Raw genomic sequence first — 20478 nt, 5'->3', positions numbered from 1 at the left:
CTACTTGACCGATCCGGCGGTCAGTCCGGAGACCACGCGGCGCTCGATGAGGGCGAACAGCACCACGACCGGCACGATGGCGACGACCGAGCCGGCGAAGAGGTAGTTCCACTCCACGGTGTAGTTGCCGATGAAGCTGTTGATCCCGACGGTGAGGGGCTGGCGCTCGGGCGCCGTGGACAGGGTCAGGCCCATCACGAACTCGTTCCAGGCCGCGATGAAGGTGAAGACCAGCGCGGTGACCACGCCGGGCATGGCCAGCGGCAGGACCACCCGGCACAGTGCCCCGAGCCGGCCGAGCCCGTCGAGCATGGCGGCCTCCTCCAGCTCGACCGGGATCGAGCCGATGTAGGCGGTGAGGATCCAGACGGCGAAGGCCAGGTTGAAGGCGGAGTTGCAGAGGATCAGCGTCCAGACCGAGTTGAGCATGTCCAGCCGGTAGAACTCGCGGTACAGGCCCACCAGCAGCGAGGTCGGCTGGAACATCTGGGTGACCAGGACCAGCAACAGGAAGAGCCGGCGCCCCCGGTAGCGGACGCGCGCGGTGTGGTACGCGGCGGGCAGCGCGACCAGCAGCACCAGCAGGGTGGAGCCGCCGGCGACCAGCAGGGTGACCCGCAGGTTGGCACCGAGCGTGGAGTCGCGCCACACGTCGACGAAGTTGGACCAGGCGAAGTGCCGCGGCAGGTAGCTCGCGTCGCGCAGTTCGTCGGCCGGGCGCAGCGCCGTGACGGCCATCTCCAGGTACGGCAGCAGGAACACCGCGGCCAGCAGCCAGGCCAGTGCGGCGACCACCAGGGTGCGCGGGCGGATGCCCCGCCCGGTCCGGTGCCTCGTCACCTGCCTCGTCACCTCTCCTCCCGGCTCGTCCATCGGCTGACCTTGAGGAAGACCAGGACCATGACCACGACCAGGGCGAAGTTGACCACCGACATGGCCGCGGACTCGCCGATGTCGGAGCTCTTCAGCTGGTACATGAACACCGTGGTGGTGGCCGTGTCGCTGCTCGGGCCGCCCTGGGTCATGCCCCAGATGACGGGGAAGGAGTTGAAGACGTTGATCAGGTTGATCACCAGACCGACCAGGAAGGCCGGGCGCAGCAGCGGCAGGGTGATCCTCAGGTAGGTCTGCCACCGGGAGGCGCCGTCCACCCGCGCCGCCTCGTACAGCTCGCCGGGGACGGTCTGCAGGCCGGCGAGCAGGGTGTAGGTGGTGAACGGCAGCGAGACGAAGACCGCGACGGCCACCATCCAGGGCCAGGCCGTCGCGGGATCGCCGAGCCAGTCGCGGGGCCCGTCGACGAGGCCGAGGTCCGTCATCGCGGTGTTGAGCACGCCGGCGGTCCGGTCGAGCATCCACCGGAATCCGATGGCGGTCATCAGGACGGACGCGGCCCAGGGCGCGATCAGGGCCCAGCGGGCGAACCTGCGGCCGGGGAAACGCTGGTCGAACAGCTGGGCCAGGCCGAGCGAGAGCACCATCGTCAGACCGACCACGGCGACGGTCCAGAGCACGGTGGAGAGCAGCACGTGGCCGAGGTCGGCCTCGTCGAAGAGCTTGCGGTACTTGTCCAACCCGGCCGAGCCGCGGACGAATCCGCTGGTGCTGACGCGCAGGAACGAGGTGCGGACCATCTCGTACACGGGCCACAGGACGACGAGGACGATCAGCAGGAGGGCCGGGGCGATCCACGGCAGCGGTCCGAGTCCGCCGGGGCGGCGCGGGCGGGCGGGCGCGCGCCGGCGGGGCCTGGCCGCCTGCGGCGCACGGGAGTTGTGGGTCACTGCGGGTGCCTTTCGCGGGGCACGACGACGACGGCCGGCTGGGGGCGTGACTGCCCTGTGGGCATGGCTGCGCTGGGGGCGTGGCTGCGCTGGGGGCGTGGCGTGGCTACTTGTTGGCGACGGCGTCCTGGGCCTTCTTCTGCAGGTCGCCGAGTACCTTGACCGGGTCGCCGGCCACGGCGCTGCCGACGGACTTCTTCAGCTCGGCCGAGACCGCGTCCCAACTGGTGTCGCCGAGCGGGTAGAAGGAGGCGTGCGGCAGCAGGGCGAAGAACGGTTCGAGGTCCTTGTGCTTCCCGCCGACGGTCATGTCCTGGAGGGCGTCCTGGGTGACCGGCATCAGGTTGTAGGTCTCGTAGAACCGGAGCGTGTTGTCCTTGGTGTAGACGAAGTCGAGGAAGGTGCGGATCTGGTCGCGGTGCCCGTTCTTCTTGAAGGCCATCATCCAGTCGGCCACGCCGAGGGTGGACGGGAGCGGGCCGGCCTTGCCGGGGACGGGCGCGACGCCGTAGTCGACCTTGCCGTCCCGGGCCATCGTGATCAGCGAGGGGTGCCCGTTGAGCATGGCGGCCTTGCCGGCGGCGAAGTCGGCGAACGCGGTCTTGCGGTCGGTGGTGGCCGGGTTGGCGTAGGTCAGGCCGGGGTCGACGAGGTTGGCCCTGAGCCAGCGGAAGGTGTCGACGTTGGCCTGGCTGTCGATGGTGTAGGTGCCGTCCTTGCCGGTGGGGCCGCCGCCGTTCCCCAGCTCCCAGAGCATGCTCTCGCCCTGGGCCTCCTCCGGGCCGAGCGGCAGCGCGTACGGGGTGACCCCGGGCACCTTGGCCTTGATGAGCTGGGCGTCCGCGCGCACCTCCTCCCAGGTGGTGGGCGGCCGGGTGAGGCCGGCCTGCTGGAAGACCTCCTTGTTGTAGAAGAAGGCGCGGGCCGAGGAGACGAACGGGATGCCGTACTGCACGCCGTTGACGCGGCCGGCCTGGGCGAGGCTGTCGATGAAGTCGGCGCGGGTGTCGGCGGACAGCACGTCCTCGGCCTTGTAGAGGAGGTCGTCGGCGACCTTGTCGGCGTAGCCGCCGGTCTGCAGGACGTCCGGGACGTTGCCGCTCTGGATCATCGTCTTGACCTGCTTGTCGATGTCGTTCCAGTTGACCACCTGGACGTCGACCGTGATGTCGGGATGGGCCGCCGTGAAGGCGGAGGTGACGCCCTTCCAGTAGGCCTTCGAGCTGTTGGCGTCCTTGTCGCCGTAGTCGGCGGCGACCAGTCTGAGCGTCACCTTTCGGCCGGAGCCGTTCCCGCCGTCGTCGCTCCCGCTGCCACCGCCGCTGCCGCAGGCCGTGAGGGTGAGTGCGCCGAGGGCGCACACCGTGGCGAGGGCCAGCACAGGTTTGTTCACCGCAGTTACCGCCTTCGTACGCGCTTGATTCGCTGATCCAAGTTGCTTGAAGAAAGCTGGTTTTGAGCAGTTCCGAAAGAGCTTCCTGCCTCTGACAGTTCATGTCAACGGGTGGTGCACCAGAAAGCCCGGCCGGGGCGGCCCGGCCGGGCTTTCCAGTGGGTACGGTTCGGCGGGATTCAGACGCGCAGGACCCGCACTCCGCAGGCGGCCACCGCCGTCTCCTGCGCCGTGGTGGCCTCGCCGTCGGTGACGAGGTCGTCGACCTCGGCGAGCGGACAGATCCTCGCGAAGGTGACCCGGCCGATCTTGGTGCTGTCCGCCAGGACGACCGACCGCGCGCTGCTGCGCAGGAACGCCCGGTCCGTCTGGGCCTCCATCTCGTCGTGCGTGGTGCAGCCCTCCTGGGCGGTCAGGCCGTCCACCCCGATGAAGGCGATGTCCAGGTGGTACTGGGCGAGCATCCGGTCGGCGGCCGGCCCCACCAGCTCGTAGCTCGTGGTCCGGGCCAGGCCGCCCACCACCACCAGGCGGATGTCCGGCCGGACGATGAGGTCGGCCGCGATGTTGACGGCGTTGGTGACGATGGTGATCCCGCCGCGCTCCGCCAGCACCCGGGCCAGCTCGCTCGTCGTCGTGCCGCCCGTCAGGCCCACCACCGCGCCGTCCGGCACCAGCCGGTCGGCCGCCAGGGCGATCCGCCGCTTCTCCGCCTGGCGCTTCCCGTGCTTGTGCCGCAGCGGCAGTTCGAGGTTGACGGCCCCGGTCACGGCGCCGCCGCGGGTGCGGTGCAGCAGCCCCTGGTCGTGCAACTCCTGCAGGTCGCGCCGGACGGTGGCCGCGGACACCCGGAGGAGCCCGGCCAGCCCGTGCACGTCGGCGCTGCCCGCCTCGGTGATGTGCGCGAGTATCCGGGCGGTTCGGTCAGCTTTGAGCATGGCGGAAGTCTAGTGCCGCCCTCGCGGTCGCCGGTTCCGCGCAGAACTGCTCACCGGCTACCGGACGGCCGCCGTGACGGCACACGCCTTCGGGCCTCCCCAGTCGACCGGTTCACCTCCAGCGTCCGGTCCACCACGTTCCTCCCGCTCGGCCGGGCCGGGCTCCCGCTCCCGGCTGAAGTCCTCGGCGCCGGACCGTACTTCGCGGATCCCCTCCGCCCTGGCCTGCGCCGCCCGCTTCGGCTGAAGTGAACACTTCACCACGCCGGGTGATCGTGTTAGCGTCCGTCGGATGTCGAGGATTCTGGTCACCGATCTGGACGGCACCTTGCTCGGCGGCGGAACCGACGACCGGCGCCGATTACGGGAGGCCCTGGCCCGCCACCCCGAGGTGACGGTGGTCTTCGCCACGGGCCGCGGCGCGGCCTCGGTCCGCGAGGTCCTGCGCGACGCTCTGGTGCCGCCGCCCCGGTGGGTCATCGCGGACGTCGGCGCGACCGTCCTCGACGGCACCGACCTGTCCACCGTGGAGCCGCTGCAGGAGCAGCTGCGCACCGGCTGGCCGGGCGCGGAGCGGGTACGCACCGCGCTGGCCCGCTTCCGCACGCTCGACTACCAGCACGAGGTGGCGCAGGACGGCCGCTGCTCGTTCCACCTGCCGCCGCAGGGGCTGACGGGCGAGCTGACCGCGGCGGTGGAGTCACTGGGCTGCGCCTGGGTGTACTCCGGGGACCGCTACTTCGACGTCCTTCCACCGGGTGTCTCCAAGGGCAGCGCGCTGCGGGCCCTGGCGGACAAGCTGGCCTGGCCGGCGGAGTCGATCCTGGTGGCCGGCGACTCGCTCAACGACCTGTCACTGTTCCGGCAGGGTACCCACGGGGTGATCGTCGCCGGTGCCGAACCCGCCCTGAGCGCCGCGGTCGGCGCCGACCCGCTCGTCCACCGGGCGCACCGGCGCGGTGCGGGCGGCATCCTGGCGGCACTGCTCGCGCTCGGCTGGGTGACACCCGCCGCCCGCCGCACAGGGCGCCGGCACTCCCTCGTGGTGGGCTACCACCGCCCGCCCCCGTCTCCGCCTCCGTCTCCGCGCCGGACGGACCCGCGCCGGACGGACCCGGCCGGCCGGCCGACGGCCAGCCCCAACGGCATCCTCCCGACCTTGACCAGTGCCTTCACCGACGGGCTGCCGGGCACCTGGGTCGCCGCCCGGCCCGGTGCCGGCGACACGGCTGCTGGTGGCACCGCTCCCGGTGGCACCGCCGCCGGTGAACGGCGCCACGGGCTCCCGCTGTCCCTCGTCCCGGTCAGCAGGACCGAGTGGAGCGCGTACTTCCACCAGGCGTGCAAGGACACCCTGTGGCCGGTGCTGATGTCCGAACCGCACCGCTCCGTCCACGACGCGCAGACCTGGGCCGCCTACCGTGCGGTGAACGCCCGCTTCGCCGAGCGCATCGGCGCCGAGGCCGCTCCCGGCGCGACCGTCTGGCTGCACGACTACAACCTGTGGCTGGTGCCCGGGCTCCTGCACGCCACCCGGCCCGATCTGCACGTCGGGCTGTTCCACCACACGCCCTTCCCACCGGCGGACGTCTTCGCCGCCCTGCCCGTCGCGGCGGAACTACGCGCCTCGCTCGGCCGCCTGGACTGGGCGGGGTTCCACACCGCCGCCTTCGCCGAGCACTTCCGGGACGTCCTGTCCTCGGCCGGCCTGCCGTCCACGCCCCGGCTCGGCGTGCATCCGCTGGGGATCGACCGCCCGGCCATCGAGGCCCTGGCCCGCTCCCGGCCGCCCACGGTCCGGTCGGCGGAAGACCGGCTCGTCGTCTCGGTCGAACGCCTCGACTACGTCAAGGCGCCGGTCCAGAAGGTGGACGCGCTGGACCGGCTGCTCGCCGACCGGCCCGACCTGCGCGGCCGGCTCACCTTCCGGCTGGTCTGCCCGCCGCCCGAACCGGGGATCACCGCCTACGACACCACCCGGGCCCTGCTCGAAAGACGCATCGACGCGGTGAACGACACCTGGCGGAAGGGAAGTTGGCAGCCGGTCGACTACCGTTCCCATGCCCTCGCCTTCGCCGAGGTCGTCGACGAGTACCTGGCGGCGGACGTGTTCTGGGTGACCTCGCTCCAGGACGGCATGAACCTCACGGCCAAGGAGTTCGTCGCCGCCCAAGCCGCCCGAGCCGCCCGAGCCGCCCGGGCTGCTCTCCCCGGGCACCGCGACCGCGGGCCGGGCGTGCTGGTGCTCTCCCGGCACACCGGCGCCGCCACCCAGTTCGGCGACGCGGCCCTGCTCACCGATCCCCGCTCGCCCGAGGACCTCAGCTCCGTCCTCGCCCGCGCCCTCGACGCCACCCCGGGCGAGCGCCGCACCCGCATGGCACGGCTGTCCGCGCTCCTCGCCCACGAACGGCCGGTGGACTGGGCGCTGCGGGTCATCGACGCGATCCGCCGGCCGACGGTGGATCGCGTCGATGACCGCTCCACGGGCGGGCCCGGCCGACGGCTCGCGGCCGCCGACCGGGACGGCCCCCGCGCGTGTCAGGACAGGTAGTCCTCCAGCCCGCCGTCGCGCCGGATGTCCAGGGTGACGCAGTGGAAGCCGCCCCCGAGCACCCGGGAGTGCCGCAGCCGGTGCGGCAGGACGGTGATTCCGGAGTGCTCCAGCAGCTTGATCAGGCTCTCCTGGCCAGACTCGACGATCGCCGTGTCCGGGGAGACCATCAGCAGGTTCATGCTGATCCAGCTCTCGCTGAGCGCGTGCTCGGGCAGGTCGCCGGAGGGCTCGGCCGGCGGGCACCACAGGATGTCCCAGCCCCGCAGCGGCTCCGGGACGGTCTCCGGGCTGATCCGCTCCGGGTTGAGCAGCACCAGCCCGGGCCGCAGCAGGGCGATGGTGCTGTCGATGTGGGTGTAGCCGTAGATGTCGCGCAGCGGGTGCAGCCTCAGGCCGCCGTCGCCGAGCAGGCCGAGGGTGGATTCGAGCCACTGCAGGCCGAGTTCGTTCCCGCTGCGGGAGACCTGGTAGAACACGTCCCGGCCGAGCCGCAGCACGTTCGCGGCGTCGAAGACCGGCTCGGCCTCGCCCAGCAGCGGGAGTCCGTCCGCGTCGTACTCGAAGAGCGCGTCCGTCAGCTGCGGCCGGGGGGCGGCCAGCCAGCGCGCGCCGCGGCGCAGGTAGTCCTGGAAGAGTCCGCGCAGCCCGAAGACCTCGAAGTAGCGCTGCCGCATCGGGCTCGCGACCTCGATCACCGTCTCGCCGACCACCAGGGTCAGGTCCCGGGGGCAGTAGGAGTGGAAGCCGCCGTCGGCCTTCCAGAGCGGGGAGGCGAACTCGGCCGCGTGGTCGATCGCTTCGGGCTGGTGGACGGTGACGCCGAGGCCGCGCAGGGTGGCCACCAGCGCGTCCAGGTCCTCCTCGGTCTCCTCCACGACCTGCTGCGAGTAGGGGCCGACCTGGATCGAGGCGAGGTCGGCGGCGCTGGTCTTCGGGAAGCAGGACAGCCAGGAGGACGGCTCGGTCTGCTCGGGAAGCCGGGCGCCGACGGCGCTGCCGACCACGACCTCCCGCAGTGTGGTGAACTCGTCCCAGCTGTGGACCGGACGGGCCGAATTGGACATGACTCCCCCTTGACGCAGGTTTAGTGACACGGTTTTAGGGAAACGCGGATACGGCGGCGAACAACCGCGCGCCGGCGGCGGAGCGTGGTCCCCCCGGCCATGCGGAACCGGCCAGGGAAAAGGGAAATCGGTACGGATTGTTCGCCGGACCGCCTCCGGCCGACCACGGCGTACGGGAAATCACCGGCCGGGCAGCCGAATTCGCCTTCGACGGGCCGGGATCGATCGTCAAGCTACCCGCCCGGCCGACGGCGGCGCAAGGACCGTGATCGGCACCGAATGCGCCGCCGTGACGAACCGTCGATTGATCCGCGCGTTGTTCAACTCCCGTGCTCCGGCGCTGATCAACACCCGGGCAACCTCGGGCAATGCCCCGACTAACACCCCGGGCAACACCCCGGGCAACAACCGGGCGACGGCCCGAGCGGGGCGCTCGCGGGAACGACCACCGCCGCTCCTGCGAACGACCCGGCACTCACACCCCGGCGCTCACCACGGCCAGGCCCGACGGATCCGGCTGCCGCCCGCCAGGGCCAGCAGCGCCCCGCCCGCCGCGGCGACCCCGGCCACCGCCAGGTTCTGGCGCTGCGCCCGGCGCCGGTCGGCGACGGCCGCCCGCGCCGAGGCCGCCAGGAACGCCCGCTCGACCCCCGCCGTGGTCAGCTCGCCGGCCGCCACCCGCCGCATGAGCTGCTCCAACCGGATACCCCGGTACAGCAGTTCCGGATCCCGTTCGGCGGCGGCCCAACTCCGCGCGGCCGTGGTGAGCCTGCGCTGCTCGCCGAGTGATTCGCGGCCCTCGGCCAGCCAGCCGCGCAGTCTGGGCCAGGCCTGCGGGAGCGCGTGGTGGGACAGTTCGACGCTGTCCCGGTCCACCACCACGAGCCGCGCCCGGATCAGCCGTTCCATCACCTCCGCCACACCGGGATCGTCAAACTCGGCACGCCGGACCGGCTTGCGGGTGCCCTCGTCGCCGCCCGACACCAGCTCGCCGCCGGGGGTCAGCCCGTCGCCCAGTGCCATCGCGCCGCCGGCGGCGTCCTCGCCCGCGCCGAGCAACTCCCCACCGAGCCGCAGGAACACCGCCTGCGCCCGGTTCCGGTCGGAGGCATCCAGCCCGTTGTACAGCGTCTCCGCCGTCCGGGCCAGCGCGCCCTCGAAACCTCCGGTGGCCTGGAACCCGGCCAGGGTGAGCGCGTTGCCGCTGCGCCGCCGCCAGGTCTCCAGCAGTGCCGCGGACAGCAGCGGGAGCGCGCCGGGCTGTTGAGCGGCGGTCGAGATGAGGACGGCCAGCAGGGCACCCTCGACGGTGCAGCCGGCCCGTAACGCGGGTTCGGTGATCGCCCGCCGCAGCTCGTCCGGCGCCGGACGCCCCATCGACAGCACCCCGTGGCGTCCGGCGTCGGCCAGCCCCGGGTGCTCGGCGAACAGCGGCCCGCTCTGGTCCGAGCGGATCACCAGCACCACCCGGCACCGGGCCGGCGCCGCCACCGGCAGCCCGGCCAGGGCCTCGCGCGGACCGCCCTCGGCCGTCGCCACCAGGGCGTCCAGGAAGCGGGCCCGCTCGGCGGCGTCCCGGCAGCGGGTGCGCAGTTGCTCGCCCTGGTCCACCACCAGCACCGGGTCGCCGCCCGTCGGTCCGGACGCGCCGCGCATCGTCTCCCCGGCTCGCTGCCCGAGCCGGGCGAGCGCGAGCGCGTACGCCTCCATCGGTCGTTCACCCGGCGTCAGCAGCGCCACCGGGACGCCGCCACCGGCCGGGGCCCGCCCCGCTCCGCCCCTGGCCCCGCCTCTCCCGGCAGCGGTACCACCGGCAGCGCCGGCAGCCGCACCGACAGCGGCACCGGCGGCCGTACCGGCAGCGGGAGCCCCGCCGAGCCGGGCCAGCAGACCGGCTCTGACCAGCGAGGACTTGCCCGCCCCGGACGGCCCGGCGAGGATCACCAGCCGCCGTTCGGCCAGCAGGGCGACCAGCCGGTCCAGCAGCGCCTCGCGGCCGAAGAACCGCTCGGCGTCGGCCGCCTCGAACGCCGCCGAGCCGGGGTAGGGAGCCCGCCCGGCGTCCTGGGCGCGCCGCCGGGCGGCGGTGTCGGCGGCCAGTTCGGCGGCGAGCAGCTGCCAGCGGTGCCGCCACTCCCGTACGTCCCCGCCGCAGGCCTGGACGTAGGCGAGGGTGACGGAGAGGCTGGGCAGCCGCCGGCCTCCCGCGGCCACCGACAGGCTGGCGGCCGAACAGTGTGCCCGGAGGGCGAGTTGACGGTACGGCGGACTTCCGGCGCGTTCCCGCATGGCCCGTAAGTCGCCCGCGAACCGCAGCAGCGGCCCGTCACCGGGCTCCAGTGGACTTTCCCGACGCGGCACTTCGGCCCCCTTCTTCGTTGAAGCGGTGTCCTGACACCCTTGTGTGCCCACGTGCCCACGCGCGTCGCGCGTGTCTCGTGTCCGTCCCCCGGTGATTCATCATGCACAGCACGGTTGGCGTCAAACAATGGTGCGTGCGGGTCGGTTGTTCCGAGTTGATGTTCAATGTCCAGTCACACGGCGCCGAACAAAGCCGGTGGGATAGAACCGGAACCCGCAGCCTTCGCTGACTTCGGAGATATCCATGAAGTTCACGCGCTACTGCCGTTCCCTCCTGTCCACACCCGCGATGGCGGTGGAGCGGTACGCCAAGAGCCACCAGTCCGGCGCCGACATCGCCATGGTCGATCTGGAGGATTCGGTCCCACCGGCCCGGAAGGAGGAGGCCCGCCGGCTCGCCGAGGAGTTCTTCGCGCTCCCGTCCACCAAGCTCGCGCGCAGCGCGGTGCGCATCAACACGCTGTCCGGACCGGACGGTCTGCGTGACCTGATCGCCATCACCCGGTACCGGGTCAAGCCGGACATCGTGCTGATCCCGATGGCGGAGTCCCCCCGGGACATCGAGATCGCGGCCGGCGCGCTCGGTCCGGACTGCCCGGAGACGGAGTTCCTGGCCGTCGTGGAGACCCCGCTGGGCATCGAGCACGCGCCCGCCATCGCGGCCGCCGGGCACCGGCTGCGCGGGCTGGTCTTCGGCTCGGCCGACTACGCCTTCGCGGTCGGCGCCCGGCTCTCCTGGGAGGCCCTGGCCCACGCCCGCGCCCGGGTGGTCAACAGCGCCCGCGCGGCGGCGGTGGAGGCGATGGACGCGCCGTTCTTCGAGGTCGCCGACCTCCCCGGGCTGCGCCGGGAGGCCGGGCTCGCCCGGGACTTCGGGTTCAGCGGCAAGATCGCCGTCCATCCCCGCCAACTTGCGCTGATCAACGAGACGTTCAGCCCGGACGAGGAGCTGCTGGCGCGCGCCCGCCGGGTGGTCGCGGCGGGTCTGGAGAACGGCCGCTCGGTCACCGTGGTGGACGGGGTGATGGTCGGCATGCCGTTCTTCGAGGCCTCGCAGCGCCTGATCGAGCAGTTCGACCCGCCCCGGCCGGACGGTTCGCACCTTCCCCAGGGCCACCCGCAGGGCCGCGCCCAGATCCCCCCGCAGGGCCACGCGCCCACCGACACCCCGAACCACGCGACGGAGAAGTGACGATGACCGAAGAATCCATCCTGGGCCCGCGCCGGTACCGCAACGCCGAGGCCATGCTGGCCGCCGCCGACCCGGTCTGGCAGGCGGCCGCCGCCAACGGCCTGATCGGCATCACGGTGGACTCGGAGTCCAACAACCGGCTGATCGTCCGCGAGACCGGGCACGAGTTCGCCAACATGGTCTCCTGCGCGTACCTGGGCCTGAACAACCACCCCTCGGTCGCGGCCGCCGCGGTCGACGCACTGGCCGAGTCCCGCAGCACCTGGCTGGTCACCTCCACCACCCGGATCCGGCACAACCTGCTGGTGCGCCTGGAGGAGGAACTCGGCGAGCTGTTCGGCGCGCACATCCTGCCGGGCGCCTCCTGCACCTCGCTCACCGCCGGCATCCTGCCCCTGATCGCCTCCGGCCACCTCGACGGCGCCTGTCAGGGCGGCGGCGGACCCCGGGTGATGGTCTTCGACCGCTTCTGCCACTTCTGCATGGCGTACGTCAAGCCGATCTGCGCGGACGAGTCGCTGGTGCTGACCTGCCCGCACAACGACCTGAACTACCTCGAGGACATCTGCCGCAAGTACCCGCGGGTCGCCTACGTGGCCGACGGCGCGTACTCGATGGGCGGCGCGGCGGCCCTCGACGGGCTGCTCGAACTCCAGGACCGCTACGGACTGTTCCTCTACATCGACGACTCCCACTCGCTGTCCATCATGGGCGAGCGCGGCGAGGGCTTCGTCCGCTCCCGGCTGGAGATGAACCCGCTGACGGTCATCGTCGCGAGCCTCGGCAAGGGCTTCGGCACCGGCGGCGGCGTCGCGATGCTCGGTAACCGCGAGCAGTTCGAGTTCCTGCACCGGCACGCCGGCCCGGTCGGCTGGTCGCAGAACGTCGCGCTGCCGCTGGTCGGCGCCTCGCTGGGCAGTGCCGCCATCCACCGCTCCCCCGAACTGGGCGACCTGCAAGCCCAGTTGAACCGCAACATCGACCTCTTCGACGAACTGCTGCCGACCACCTTCGCGGGCAACGGCCTGCCGGTGCGCCGGGTCGACGTCGGGGACGCCGAGCGGGCCGTCAAGCTGTCCGCCCAGCTCTTCGAGCGCGGCTTCTACAGCTCGGCGGTGTTCTTCCCGATCGTGCCCAAGGGCGAGGCCGGACTGCGGCTGATGATGCGCGCCGACATGGACGAGCGGCTGATCCGCGAGTTCGCCGGCCACGTCAAGGAACTCACCGCCGACCTCTAGGACTTGGGGACAGCCACCATGGAAGGAACCGAACCCGCCGGCTACCGGCGGATCGGCGAGCGCCGCTACCGCGAGGTGGTCGGGCGCTACTACGAGGAGTTCGAGGTCGGCGAGGTGGTCGAGCACCGCCCCGGGCGGACCGTCACCGAGCTCGACAACGTGCTGATGAGCATGCTGAGCATGAACGACGCCCCGCTGCACATCGACGCCGCCTACAGCGCGCACACCCCCTGGGGACGGCCGATCGTCTCCAGCCTGGTGACGCTCAGCATCGTCGGCGGGATGACGGCCCGCTCCACCAGCGGGCGCACCATCGCCAACCTGGGCTGGGAGAACATCCGGATGACGCACCCGGTGTTCACCGGCGACACCCTCTACGCGGAGACCGAGACCCTCGCCAAGCGGCTGTCCAAGAGCCGCGCCGGGCAGGGCATCGTGAGCTGCCGCACCACCGGGACGAAGTCCACCGGCGAGGCCGTGGTGGTGTTCGAACGCAGCTTCCTCGTCCCGCTGCGCGGCCACGGCCTGGACGAGGTCGCCGGGTACTGACCGGTCACCGGGCCCGACAGTCCGCTGTCGGGCCCGGTGCGCACACCGCTCGGTCCTCCCGGCGCCCTGTTCGCGGGCTCACTCCTCGCGGCGGACGTCCACCAGCAGCTTGCCCATGGTCTCCCGCGCGGCCAGCGCCCGGTGCGCCCCGGCCACCCCGGACAGCGGTACGGTCCGGTCGATCCGCGCCACCAGCCGTCCCTCGGCAGCGAGTCGGAACAGGCGCTCGGCGATGCCGGCGAACAGCACCCGGTCCGCCAGGACGTGCTGGAGCCAGAAGCCCAGCAGTCCCGCCGAGCGGTCGGCCAGCTCGTCCACCGAGAAGCTCTCCTCCGGTCCGCCCCGGGCCCCGACCGACAGCAGCCGCCCGAACGGCGCCAGTGCGGCCAGCCCGGCGCGCAGCACCCGGCCGCCGACCAGGTCCACGAACAGGTCCACCCCGCCCGACCCGCCGATCCGCTCGGCCAGGTCGGGATCCTCGGGGTCGATGACCTCATCGGCTCCCAGCGAGCGCGCGAACTCCCGCTTCGCCGGGGTGGAGGCCAGGGCGATCACCCGGCCCGCGCCCGACTCCCGCGCCAGCTGCACCGCCAGGTGTCCGACCCCACCGGCGGCAGAGGTCACCGCGACGGTCTCGCCCGGCCGCAGCCGCCCCGCCAGGGTCAGCGCGCCGTAGGCCGTCGCCCCCTGCTCCAGCAGGGCGAGCGCCTGCTCGTCGTCCACGCCGTCCGGCACCTCCACCGTGTACGCCGTCTCGGCGCGGGCGACCTGGGCGTACCCGCCTCCGGTGCGCAGCAGCGCGGCGACCCGCCGCCCGTCCCCGCGCCGCCGCCCGACCACGTCGGCGCCGAGCACCGCCGGCAGCGGGTAGCGCGCGTACTCGCCGGTGCGGCAGTGCAGGTCCGCGTAGTTGAGCCCGGCCAGGGTGACGTCGATCAGCACCTGGTCAGGGCCGGCCACGGGCTCGGGCACCGTCTCGGTGCGGAACTCCTCCGGCCCGCCGTAGCGGTGGATCACCGCCGCACGCATCCCGCTCACGGCCGTGTCGGGTGTCATCCGGCGAAGAGCGCGAGCAGCGCGCTCTCCAGGGCGCGGGTGGCCTCCGGGCTCTCGGCGATCACGCAGTACATCACCGAGCCGTCGGCGGGCGCGAAGTCGCAGCTGTACAGCACGCCGGTGCCGGTCTGCGGGTCGAAGGCCAGCCCGGCCGTGTCGATCGCCGCCACGGCCTGCGCGAAGGACGGCACCGTGAGGCCGGCGAGCTCCAGAATGTAGCGCGAGTCGCGGTGTTCCGCGCGCAGCAGGCGGCCGAAGTAGGCGTCGTGCAGGTGGCTGGAGCCGGTGAGCCGACCGTTGGTCTCGTGGAAGTAGATCTCGCCCTTGGGGGTCAGCACGGCGTCGGCGCTGACCGTGCCCCGGTAGCCGATCACCCGCAGTGCCTCGGACAGCCTGGCGCCCTGGGCGACGAGTTCGGCCAGGACGTCGGAATCCGGGGTGACCGGCGGGGTGATCTCGCCGATCACCACCGGCCGCATGACCATCTCGCCGCAGCCGGAGAGCACCACGGCCGTGTCGTCGATGAGGAACTGGGCGTACAGCGGCGCGGAGTCGGCGAAGTACCGCTCCACCACCACCCGTTGGCCGCGCCCGCCGGTCAGCCAGGTCCACCGCTCGGCCACGTACGCGGCCACCGCCGCCCGGTCCGGCAGCGGTACGACCCGTTCGGCGCCGACCGCGTCGACCTGCTCGTCCCGGGAGAGGATCTCGTTGCCGAAGCCACCGGCCTGGTACTCGACCTTGACCATCACGCTGTGCCCCTGCGCGAGCAGGTGCTCGATGGCGGCCTCGACCTCCGCGGGCGAGCCGGCCACCCTCCCGGGCGGGATCGGCACCCCGGCGCCGGCGGCCAGCGCCCGGAAACCCGCCTTGCTGTTGACCAGGGCGTTGCCGCCCTGCGCGGCGAAGGGGTGGCCGGGCATGGCGTGCGCCAGGCCGAGCGCATCCGCCAGTTCGGCCACCGCGCCGTTCGGCGAGATGGCCAGCACCTCGTCGACGGTGCGCCCGGCCAGGGCGCGGCGCAGCTGCGCGCGGAAGTCCGGGTCGACCAGGCGGTCGGCGGTGAGCACCTGGTCGCCCTGGGCGCCCGGCGGCGGCACCACGAAGGTCAGGCTGTCGGCCCGCACGCCGGTCAGCCCGGTGACGTACGCCAGGTACTCCGGGTCGGGGCCCCAGGGCAGCACCAGGACGTCGCCGTCCTCGGCCCACCAGAGCATCCGCTGCGCCCCGCACCCGGCGAACCGCTGCTCCAGCGGCTCCATCCCGGTGAGGTCCCCGACCATCTCCTCGGTGCGGTTGTTCGCGATGCAGAGCGTCGTCATCTGGTGAACTCTCCCGGGGTTCGGCGCTGTTGCGGCCCTGGTCCACGCACGGCACGGGTGTGGCGTGCGCTACTGGTGTAGCGCACCGGGATTGTTCTGGTTCGGCCCTCGGTCATTGAACAAAACGCCGAACAACCGCCTCGGTCGGCGGATCAGACGGCCGGCTCCCGGGCGGAGGTCGGCTTGGTGGTGAGAAGTGCCCTGATCTCCTCGGCGAGGTGCGGTCCGAGTTCGCCCCAGCCCTCCTTGTAGCCGTAGACGCCGGCCAGGCTGCGGGCCTCGTAGTCGCCGTTCATGATCTCGACGTCGTCGGCCGTGATGAGTGCCGGGTGGGCGACGCCGACGGCCGCCGACACCTTCGCCAGCTCCCTGCGCAGGGTGCGCAGGTAGACGGCCGCCCGGGTGGCCTTCGACGCCGGGTCGAGGCCGCGGGCCAGCCACGGGTTCTGGGTGGCGATGCCGGTGGGGCACTTGTCGGTGTGACACTTCTGCGCCTGGATGCAGCCGATCGACAGCATCGCCTCGCGGGCCACGTTGATCATGTCGACGCCCAGGGCGAAGGCGACCGCGGCGTTCTCGGGCAGGCCGAGCTTGCCGGAGCCGATGAAGGTCAGGTCGTCGGTCAGCCCCAGCTCGGCGAAGGTGCCGTAGACCCGGGAGAAGCCCATCCGGAACGGCAGCGACACCGAGTCGGCGAACATCCGCGGCGCCGCCCCGGTGCCGCCCTCACCGCCGTCGATCGTGACGAAGTCGACCCCGCGGTCCCCACGTACCATCAGGGTGGCCAGCTCATGCCAGAAGCCCATCTCGCCCACCGCGCTCTTGATCCCGACCGGCACACCGGTCTCGGTGGCGAGCAACTCGACGAAGTCGAGCATCGAGTCGACGTCGCCGAACGCGGTGTGCCGCGACGGGGAGGCACAGTCCTCGCCGACCGGGATGCCGCGGATCGCGGCGATCTCCGGGGTCACCTTCGCGCCCGGCAGCATTCCGCCCAACCCGGGCTTGGCGCCCTGGGAGAGCTTGATCTCTATCGCCCTGACGGGCGCACCGGCGACCACGTCCTTGAGCTTGTCGAGGTTGAAGCTGCCGTCCTCGTTGCGGCAGCCGAAGTACGAGGTGCCGAGCTGGAGGACGAGGTCGCCACCGTTGCGGTGGTACGGCGAGAGGCCGCCCTCGCCCGTGTTGTGCATCGCGCCGGCCAGCGCCGCCCCCTTGTTGAGCGCCGAGATGGCCGCGCCGGAGAGCGATCCGAAGCTCATCGCCGAGATGTTCACCACGCTGGCCGGCCGGAACGCCTTGGCGCGCCCGCGCGGCCCGCCCAGCACCTTGGCCGAGGGCAGGGGAGCCAGCGGGTCGTGCGCATCGGGCAGTGCGCCGGCGAAGGTGCGCTGCTTCAGGTAGGCGTGCCCCTGGACGTGCTCGACGTCGACCTCGGTTCCGAACCCGGAGTAGTTGTTCTCCTCCTTCGCCGACGCGTAGATCCAGGTGCGCTGGTCGCGGCTGAACGGGCGCTCCTCCTCGTTGGAGGTCACGATGTACTGCCGCAGCTCCGGCCCGATCGTCTCCAGCAGGTACCGGGCGTGCCCGACCACCGGGAAGTTCCGGAGCAGCGCGTGCCTCTTCTGGAGGAGGTCGCGGGCCGCCAGAACCGCCACCGCGGTTACCGCGGCCGCGCCGATCTTCCGGGCTTGCATGAAGGTTCCTCCTCGATGCCCGACTCCATCGCCGTGCGGTGGAGTCGAGGTGTCGTGCCGGATGGTGGACGGCGGGCACCCGGCCATGCGGGCAGCGGTGTCCGTCGAAGAATGCGACACGATGCTAGGAGGCCCCCCGAACGGGCGTGCGGCCAGGGGGCTGATCCGGGAGGTCGGCCTTGCCGAGGAGGCCCCGGGCCGGGCCCGCTCGCAGGCGGTCCCGCGCCCACTCGCAGGCGGTCCCGCGCCCACGCGGAGGCGGGCCCGGGACCGCCGGCTGTCAGCTGACGGCCACCGTGGCGGCCGTGGCAACGCTCACGGCCGTGATGGCCGCGACCGCGACGCGCATGTTCCGGATCGCCTGGGTGACGGGCTCCCCCGCCCAGTCGCCCGCGGCGATCTCCGAGAAGCGCAGCTCGACCCGCGCGCGGGGGAGGTCGGGGAAGGCCAGACCGTGCAACCGGGCGGCGTGCAGGAGCGCTATCAGGGTCGCGGTGCGGGTGTCGGGCGTCCCGTGATGGCGGATCACGGCAGCGAGCCGCTCGCGGAGCTCACGCTCGACCGAGCCGTCCGCCTCCGGATAGCGTCGGACCGGGAAGAGGCCGAGGACCCGGTGGCGCTCCTCGACGACCAGGCCGCGCTCGCACAGCCGCTCCACGGTGGCACGGACCGCCGTGGGGTGGTCCTTGGTCAGCCAGTCCGCCGCCTTCGCCTTGCCGGGAGCCTTGCGCGCGACCCACTCGGTGAGCCGCTCCAGCCGCCCGTCGAGCAGCGGGTCGCCGGTCGGGGTGTGGTCGGTGACGCTGAGCCGGCCTTCGTCGAGCGCGACCCGGCCGGCCAGTGCGAGGTCGGCGAGGAGGCCTCCCGCCACCGCCCATCCGGCGCTCGAACTGTCCTTCGCCACACCGGACTCGTCGTCCAGTGAGAGCAGCATCAGCTCCTCGGCGAGGGTGACGTGCATGTGCAGTTCCTTTCCCTGTTCGGATCGGCCACCCCCCAGCGCGCCGACCAGCAGCCCCGCCCGGGTGTCCTCAGCCAGCAACGCCCGCACCCGCGGCCCGGTTCCCCGGTCGGGTCCGCTCCCTGACGGGTGCTGTTGCCGCTGCGCCGACGGCTCGACCGAACCGTCACACGAACGACACCCGACCCGCGCAGAAGCCTCGCGCCGGCCGGGTGTCGCGAACCGGTCCGATCTGCGTACGCTCGCATCCCATCCGGCCCGGCCTTCGGGCGGCGTGGCAGTCACCGCCGGGATCCCGGTCACGCGCACCTACGGAAAGATCCCATGAGTTACTGCACGCCCTGCCAACGCCACCTCAACGGCGCGCTCTCCTGCCCCGGATGCGGCCGGGCCGCCGAGCCCGCGACCGGGGAGGCCGCTCACCACCGGTCCGCGCGACCGAGCGAAATCTCCGCCACCGCGTCCGCACCGCCACGCCGGTCGGCAGCGCGGTCGGCCCGGCGGCGGGCCGGTCGGCCGCGGAGCACGGTCGTGGCCGTGTCGACGGCCGGGGTGGTCGTCTGTGGACTGGCCACCGTCCTGCTGACCGGCGGCAACTCGGACGGTGCGGTGGCCCCGGCCTCCGCGGGCGCCGAGTCACCCTCGCAGAGCGCCCCGGCCGTCCCCGGTACGTCGGCCTCACCGGCCCCGGCCACCGCCACGGCCGCAGCCCGCCCGCAGCCGTCGGCCACCACCACCCGGCCCAAGCCATCCGGCAGCCCGACCCCGGCCACGGCGTCCCCCTCGGGCCCGCCCCCGTCCCCCGGCGCCCCTCTTCCGGTGGACCCGCCCTCGGCACCCGCCCCGAGCACGACCAGACCGAACACCGGCCCCGTCCCGCCGACCTCCGCCACCCGGCACCCGACCGACCCGGCAACCACACCGGGCTGTACCCGTCTCCTGTTCTGGTGCACGTGAGCACGAGGCACCGTTCGTCAGGCCCGCCGAGCCGATGCGGGCCGACGCGGCCCTTCGACGCTCACGACCCGGCCGGCTGTTGTACCGAGGTCGTCCGACGGTCCGGGGACGAACCGTTGACAGTGCCACAGCAGGCTCCTAGCGTGGCGCAGTCGATTACCCGCGAGTAGGGACTGCTGATGGCCGAGCCGCGCCCGTACGACCTCGTCCTGTTCGGTGCCACCGGGTTCACCGGCGGGCTCACCGCCGAGTACCTGGCCCGGACCGCGCCCGAGGGCTGCCGCTGGGCACTCGCCGGACGGGACGAAGGCCGGCTCGCTGCCGTCCGGACGAGGCTGGCCCGGATCGACCCGCGCTGCGCCGACCTCCCCCTGCTGATCGCGGACGCCGCGGACCGCGAGGCGCTGCGCGCCGTGGCCGCCGACGCCCGGGTGGTGGTGTCCACGGTCGGCCCGTACCTGCGGCACGGCGAGCCGCTGGTGGCAGCCTGCGCGGACAGCGGCACCGACTACGTGGACCTCACCGGCGAGCCCGAGTTCGTCGACCGGATGTACCTCCGGTACCACGAGCGGGCGGTGGCCACCGGCGCTCGCCTGGTGCACGCCTGCGGCTTCGACTCGGTCCCGCACGACCTCGGCGTACTGTTCACCGTCGAGGAACTGCTGCGCCGCGGCGGCCCGGCGGCCCGGGTCTCCGTCGAGGGCTTCGTCCGCGCCGGCGGCACCGTCTCCGGCGGCACCTTCGCCTCCGCGATGACGGCCTTCTCCCGACCGCGGGCGATGGCCCGCGCCGCCCGGGCGCGCCGCGTGGCGGAGCCCCGGCCGAAGGGACGGCTGGTCCGCACCCCGGTCGGCCGGCCGCACCGGTCGCGGGCGGCCCGGGCCTGGGCGGTGCCGATGCCCTCGATCGACCCGCAGGTGGTGTCCCGCTCGGCCGCCGCGCTGGAGGAGTACGGCCCGGACTTCGGCTACACCCACTACGCGGCGGTGCGACGGCTGCCGGTCGCCCTCGGCGGTGTCGCCGCGGTGGCGGCGATCGCCCTCGCCGCGCAGCTGCCGCTGCTGCGCCGGGCCCTGGGACGGCTGCGCAAGCCCGGCGACGGGCCGAGTGCGGAGCAGCGGGCACGGTCCTGGTTCGCCGTCCGGTTCGTGGCGCGGGCGCAGGGCGGGCCCACGGTCCTCACCGAGGTGTCCGGGGGCGACCCCGGCTACCAGGAGACCGCGAAGATGCTGGCCGAGGCGGCGCTCTGCCTGGCCTACGACGACCTGCCGCCCGTGGCGGGGCAGCTGACCACCGCGGTGGCGATGGGTCGGCCGCTGATCGACCGGCTGATCGCGGCGGGCATCTCCTTCCGGGTGCTGGACACCCCGCCGACGGCCGCCCCCGGCCGGTAGCGGCCGCCGCGGCAC

At 73.0% G+C, this 20478-nt stretch carries 16 protein-coding genes; 6 read left to right on the top strand and 10 right to left on the bottom strand.

Going from position 1 to position 20478, the window contains the following annotated elements:
• The 4 genes from ACZ52J_RS00260 to ACZ52J_RS00245 all read right to left on the bottom strand — a co-directional run bounded on the left by ACZ52J_RS00260 (window position 1) and on the right by ACZ52J_RS00245 (window position 4115).
• Window positions 1-873, bottom strand: coding sequence for a carbohydrate ABC transporter permease (locus ACZ52J_RS00260; protein ID WP_465614782.1), 873 nt, complete (start codon window positions 871-873; stop codon window positions 1-3).
• Entirely contained in the window at window positions 849-1784 is a 936-nt protein-coding gene (locus ACZ52J_RS00255; RefSeq protein WP_465614781.1) for a carbohydrate ABC transporter permease, read from the bottom strand. The genes ACZ52J_RS00260 and ACZ52J_RS00255 overlap by 25 nt, the downstream gene beginning before the upstream one ends.
• Before the next feature lie 106 nt (window positions 1785-1890).
• Window positions 1891-3177: an extracellular solute-binding protein gene (locus ACZ52J_RS00250; protein ID WP_465614780.1), complete on the bottom strand. Its 1287-nt coding sequence runs from the start codon at window positions 3175-3177 to the stop codon at window positions 1891-1893.
• Window positions 3178-3356: 179 nt separating this feature from the next.
• On the bottom strand, window positions 3357-4115 hold the full coding sequence (locus ACZ52J_RS00245) for a DeoR/GlpR family DNA-binding transcription regulator (RefSeq protein WP_465614779.1): 759 nt from the start codon (window positions 4113-4115) through the stop codon (window positions 3357-3359).
• 292 nt (window positions 4116-4407) lie between these two features.
• Between ACZ52J_RS00245 and ACZ52J_RS00240 the strand changes: the two genes are divergently transcribed.
• The gene (locus tag ACZ52J_RS00240) at window positions 4408-6669 is read left to right on the top strand and encodes an HAD-IIB family hydrolase (protein WP_465614778.1); all 2262 of its coding nucleotides are present in this window, start codon (window positions 4408-4410) and stop codon (window positions 6667-6669) included.
• Here ACZ52J_RS00240 and ACZ52J_RS00235 read toward each other — a convergent pair.
• Together ACZ52J_RS00235 and ACZ52J_RS00230 are read right to left on the bottom strand one after the other, a co-directional pair.
• On the bottom strand, window positions 6657-7736 hold the full coding sequence (locus tag ACZ52J_RS00235; RefSeq protein ID WP_360501301.1) for an inosamine-phosphate amidinotransferase 1: 1080 nt from the start codon (window positions 7734-7736) through the stop codon (window positions 6657-6659). The two genes, ACZ52J_RS00240 and ACZ52J_RS00235, sit on opposite strands and share 13 nt — an antisense overlap.
• Before the next feature lie 489 nt (window positions 7737-8225).
• A complete protein-coding gene (locus ACZ52J_RS00230) occupies window positions 8226-9950 on the bottom strand; it encodes an nSTAND1 domain-containing NTPase (RefSeq protein WP_465614777.1) in 1725 nt (574 codons plus the stop codon).
• A gap of 391 nt (window positions 9951-10341) precedes the next feature.
• Between ACZ52J_RS00230 and ACZ52J_RS00225 the strand changes: the two genes are divergently transcribed.
• From ACZ52J_RS00225 to ACZ52J_RS00215, 3 genes are read left to right on the top strand one after another with little or no spacing between them, the layout of a single operon-like run.
• On the top strand, window positions 10342-11289 hold the full coding sequence (locus tag ACZ52J_RS00225) for an HpcH/HpaI aldolase/citrate lyase family protein (protein WP_465614776.1): 948 nt from the start codon (window positions 10342-10344) through the stop codon (window positions 11287-11289).
• A gap of 2 nt (window positions 11290-11291) precedes the next feature.
• Complete coding sequence (locus tag ACZ52J_RS00220; protein ID WP_360501293.1) at window positions 11292-12527, top strand: aminotransferase class I/II-fold pyridoxal phosphate-dependent enzyme; 1236 nt, start codon at window positions 11292-11294, stop codon at window positions 12525-12527.
• Window positions 12528-12545: 18 nt separating this feature from the next.
• Window positions 12546-13076, top strand: a complete 531-nt coding sequence (locus tag ACZ52J_RS00215; protein WP_360501290.1) for a MaoC family dehydratase — start codon at window positions 12546-12548, stop codon at window positions 13074-13076.
• A 78-nt stretch (window positions 13077-13154) separates the two neighbouring features.
• Here the strand turns inward: ACZ52J_RS00215 and ACZ52J_RS00210 are convergent, their stop codons facing one another.
• The 4 genes from ACZ52J_RS00210 to ACZ52J_RS00195 form a co-directional block, all read right to left on the bottom strand.
• Window positions 13155-14132: a quinone oxidoreductase family protein gene (locus tag ACZ52J_RS00210; RefSeq protein WP_465614775.1), complete on the bottom strand. Its 978-nt coding sequence runs from the start codon at window positions 14130-14132 to the stop codon at window positions 13155-13157.
• Window positions 14129-15454: a preATP grasp domain-containing protein gene (locus tag ACZ52J_RS00205; RefSeq protein WP_465614774.1), complete on the bottom strand. Its 1326-nt coding sequence runs from the start codon at window positions 15452-15454 to the stop codon at window positions 14129-14131. The genes ACZ52J_RS00210 and ACZ52J_RS00205 overlap by 4 nt, the downstream gene beginning before the upstream one ends.
• A 152-nt stretch (window positions 15455-15606) precedes the next feature.
• Window positions 15607-17151, bottom strand: coding sequence for an FMN-binding glutamate synthase family protein (locus tag ACZ52J_RS00200; protein ID WP_465614773.1), 1545 nt, complete (start codon window positions 17149-17151; stop codon window positions 15607-15609).
• Window positions 17152-17431: 280 nt separating this feature from the next.
• A complete protein-coding gene (locus tag ACZ52J_RS00195; RefSeq protein WP_465614772.1) occupies window positions 17432-18112 on the bottom strand; it encodes a GOLPH3/VPS74 family protein in 681 nt (226 codons plus the stop codon).
• A gap of 531 nt (window positions 18113-18643) precedes the next feature.
• Between ACZ52J_RS00195 and ACZ52J_RS00190 the strand changes: the two genes are divergently transcribed.
• Both ACZ52J_RS00190 and ACZ52J_RS00185 read left to right on the top strand, forming a co-directional pair.
• Window positions 18644-19069, top strand: a complete 426-nt coding sequence (locus ACZ52J_RS00190) for a hypothetical protein (RefSeq protein ID WP_465614771.1) — start codon at window positions 18644-18646, stop codon at window positions 19067-19069.
• A 179-nt stretch (window positions 19070-19248) separates the two neighbouring features.
• Window positions 19249-20463 (top strand): saccharopine dehydrogenase family protein, encoded by a 1215-nt coding sequence (locus tag ACZ52J_RS00185; protein WP_465614770.1) that lies wholly within the window; start codon window positions 19249-19251, stop codon window positions 20461-20463.
• Window positions 20464-20478 lie beyond the last annotated feature (15 nt).

It is taken from the genome of Kitasatospora sp. NPDC034035, assembly GCF_055575755.1.
The sequence above is the reverse complement of the archived record's forward strand: the minus strand, read 5'-3'. Positions and strand labels throughout refer to the sequence as shown.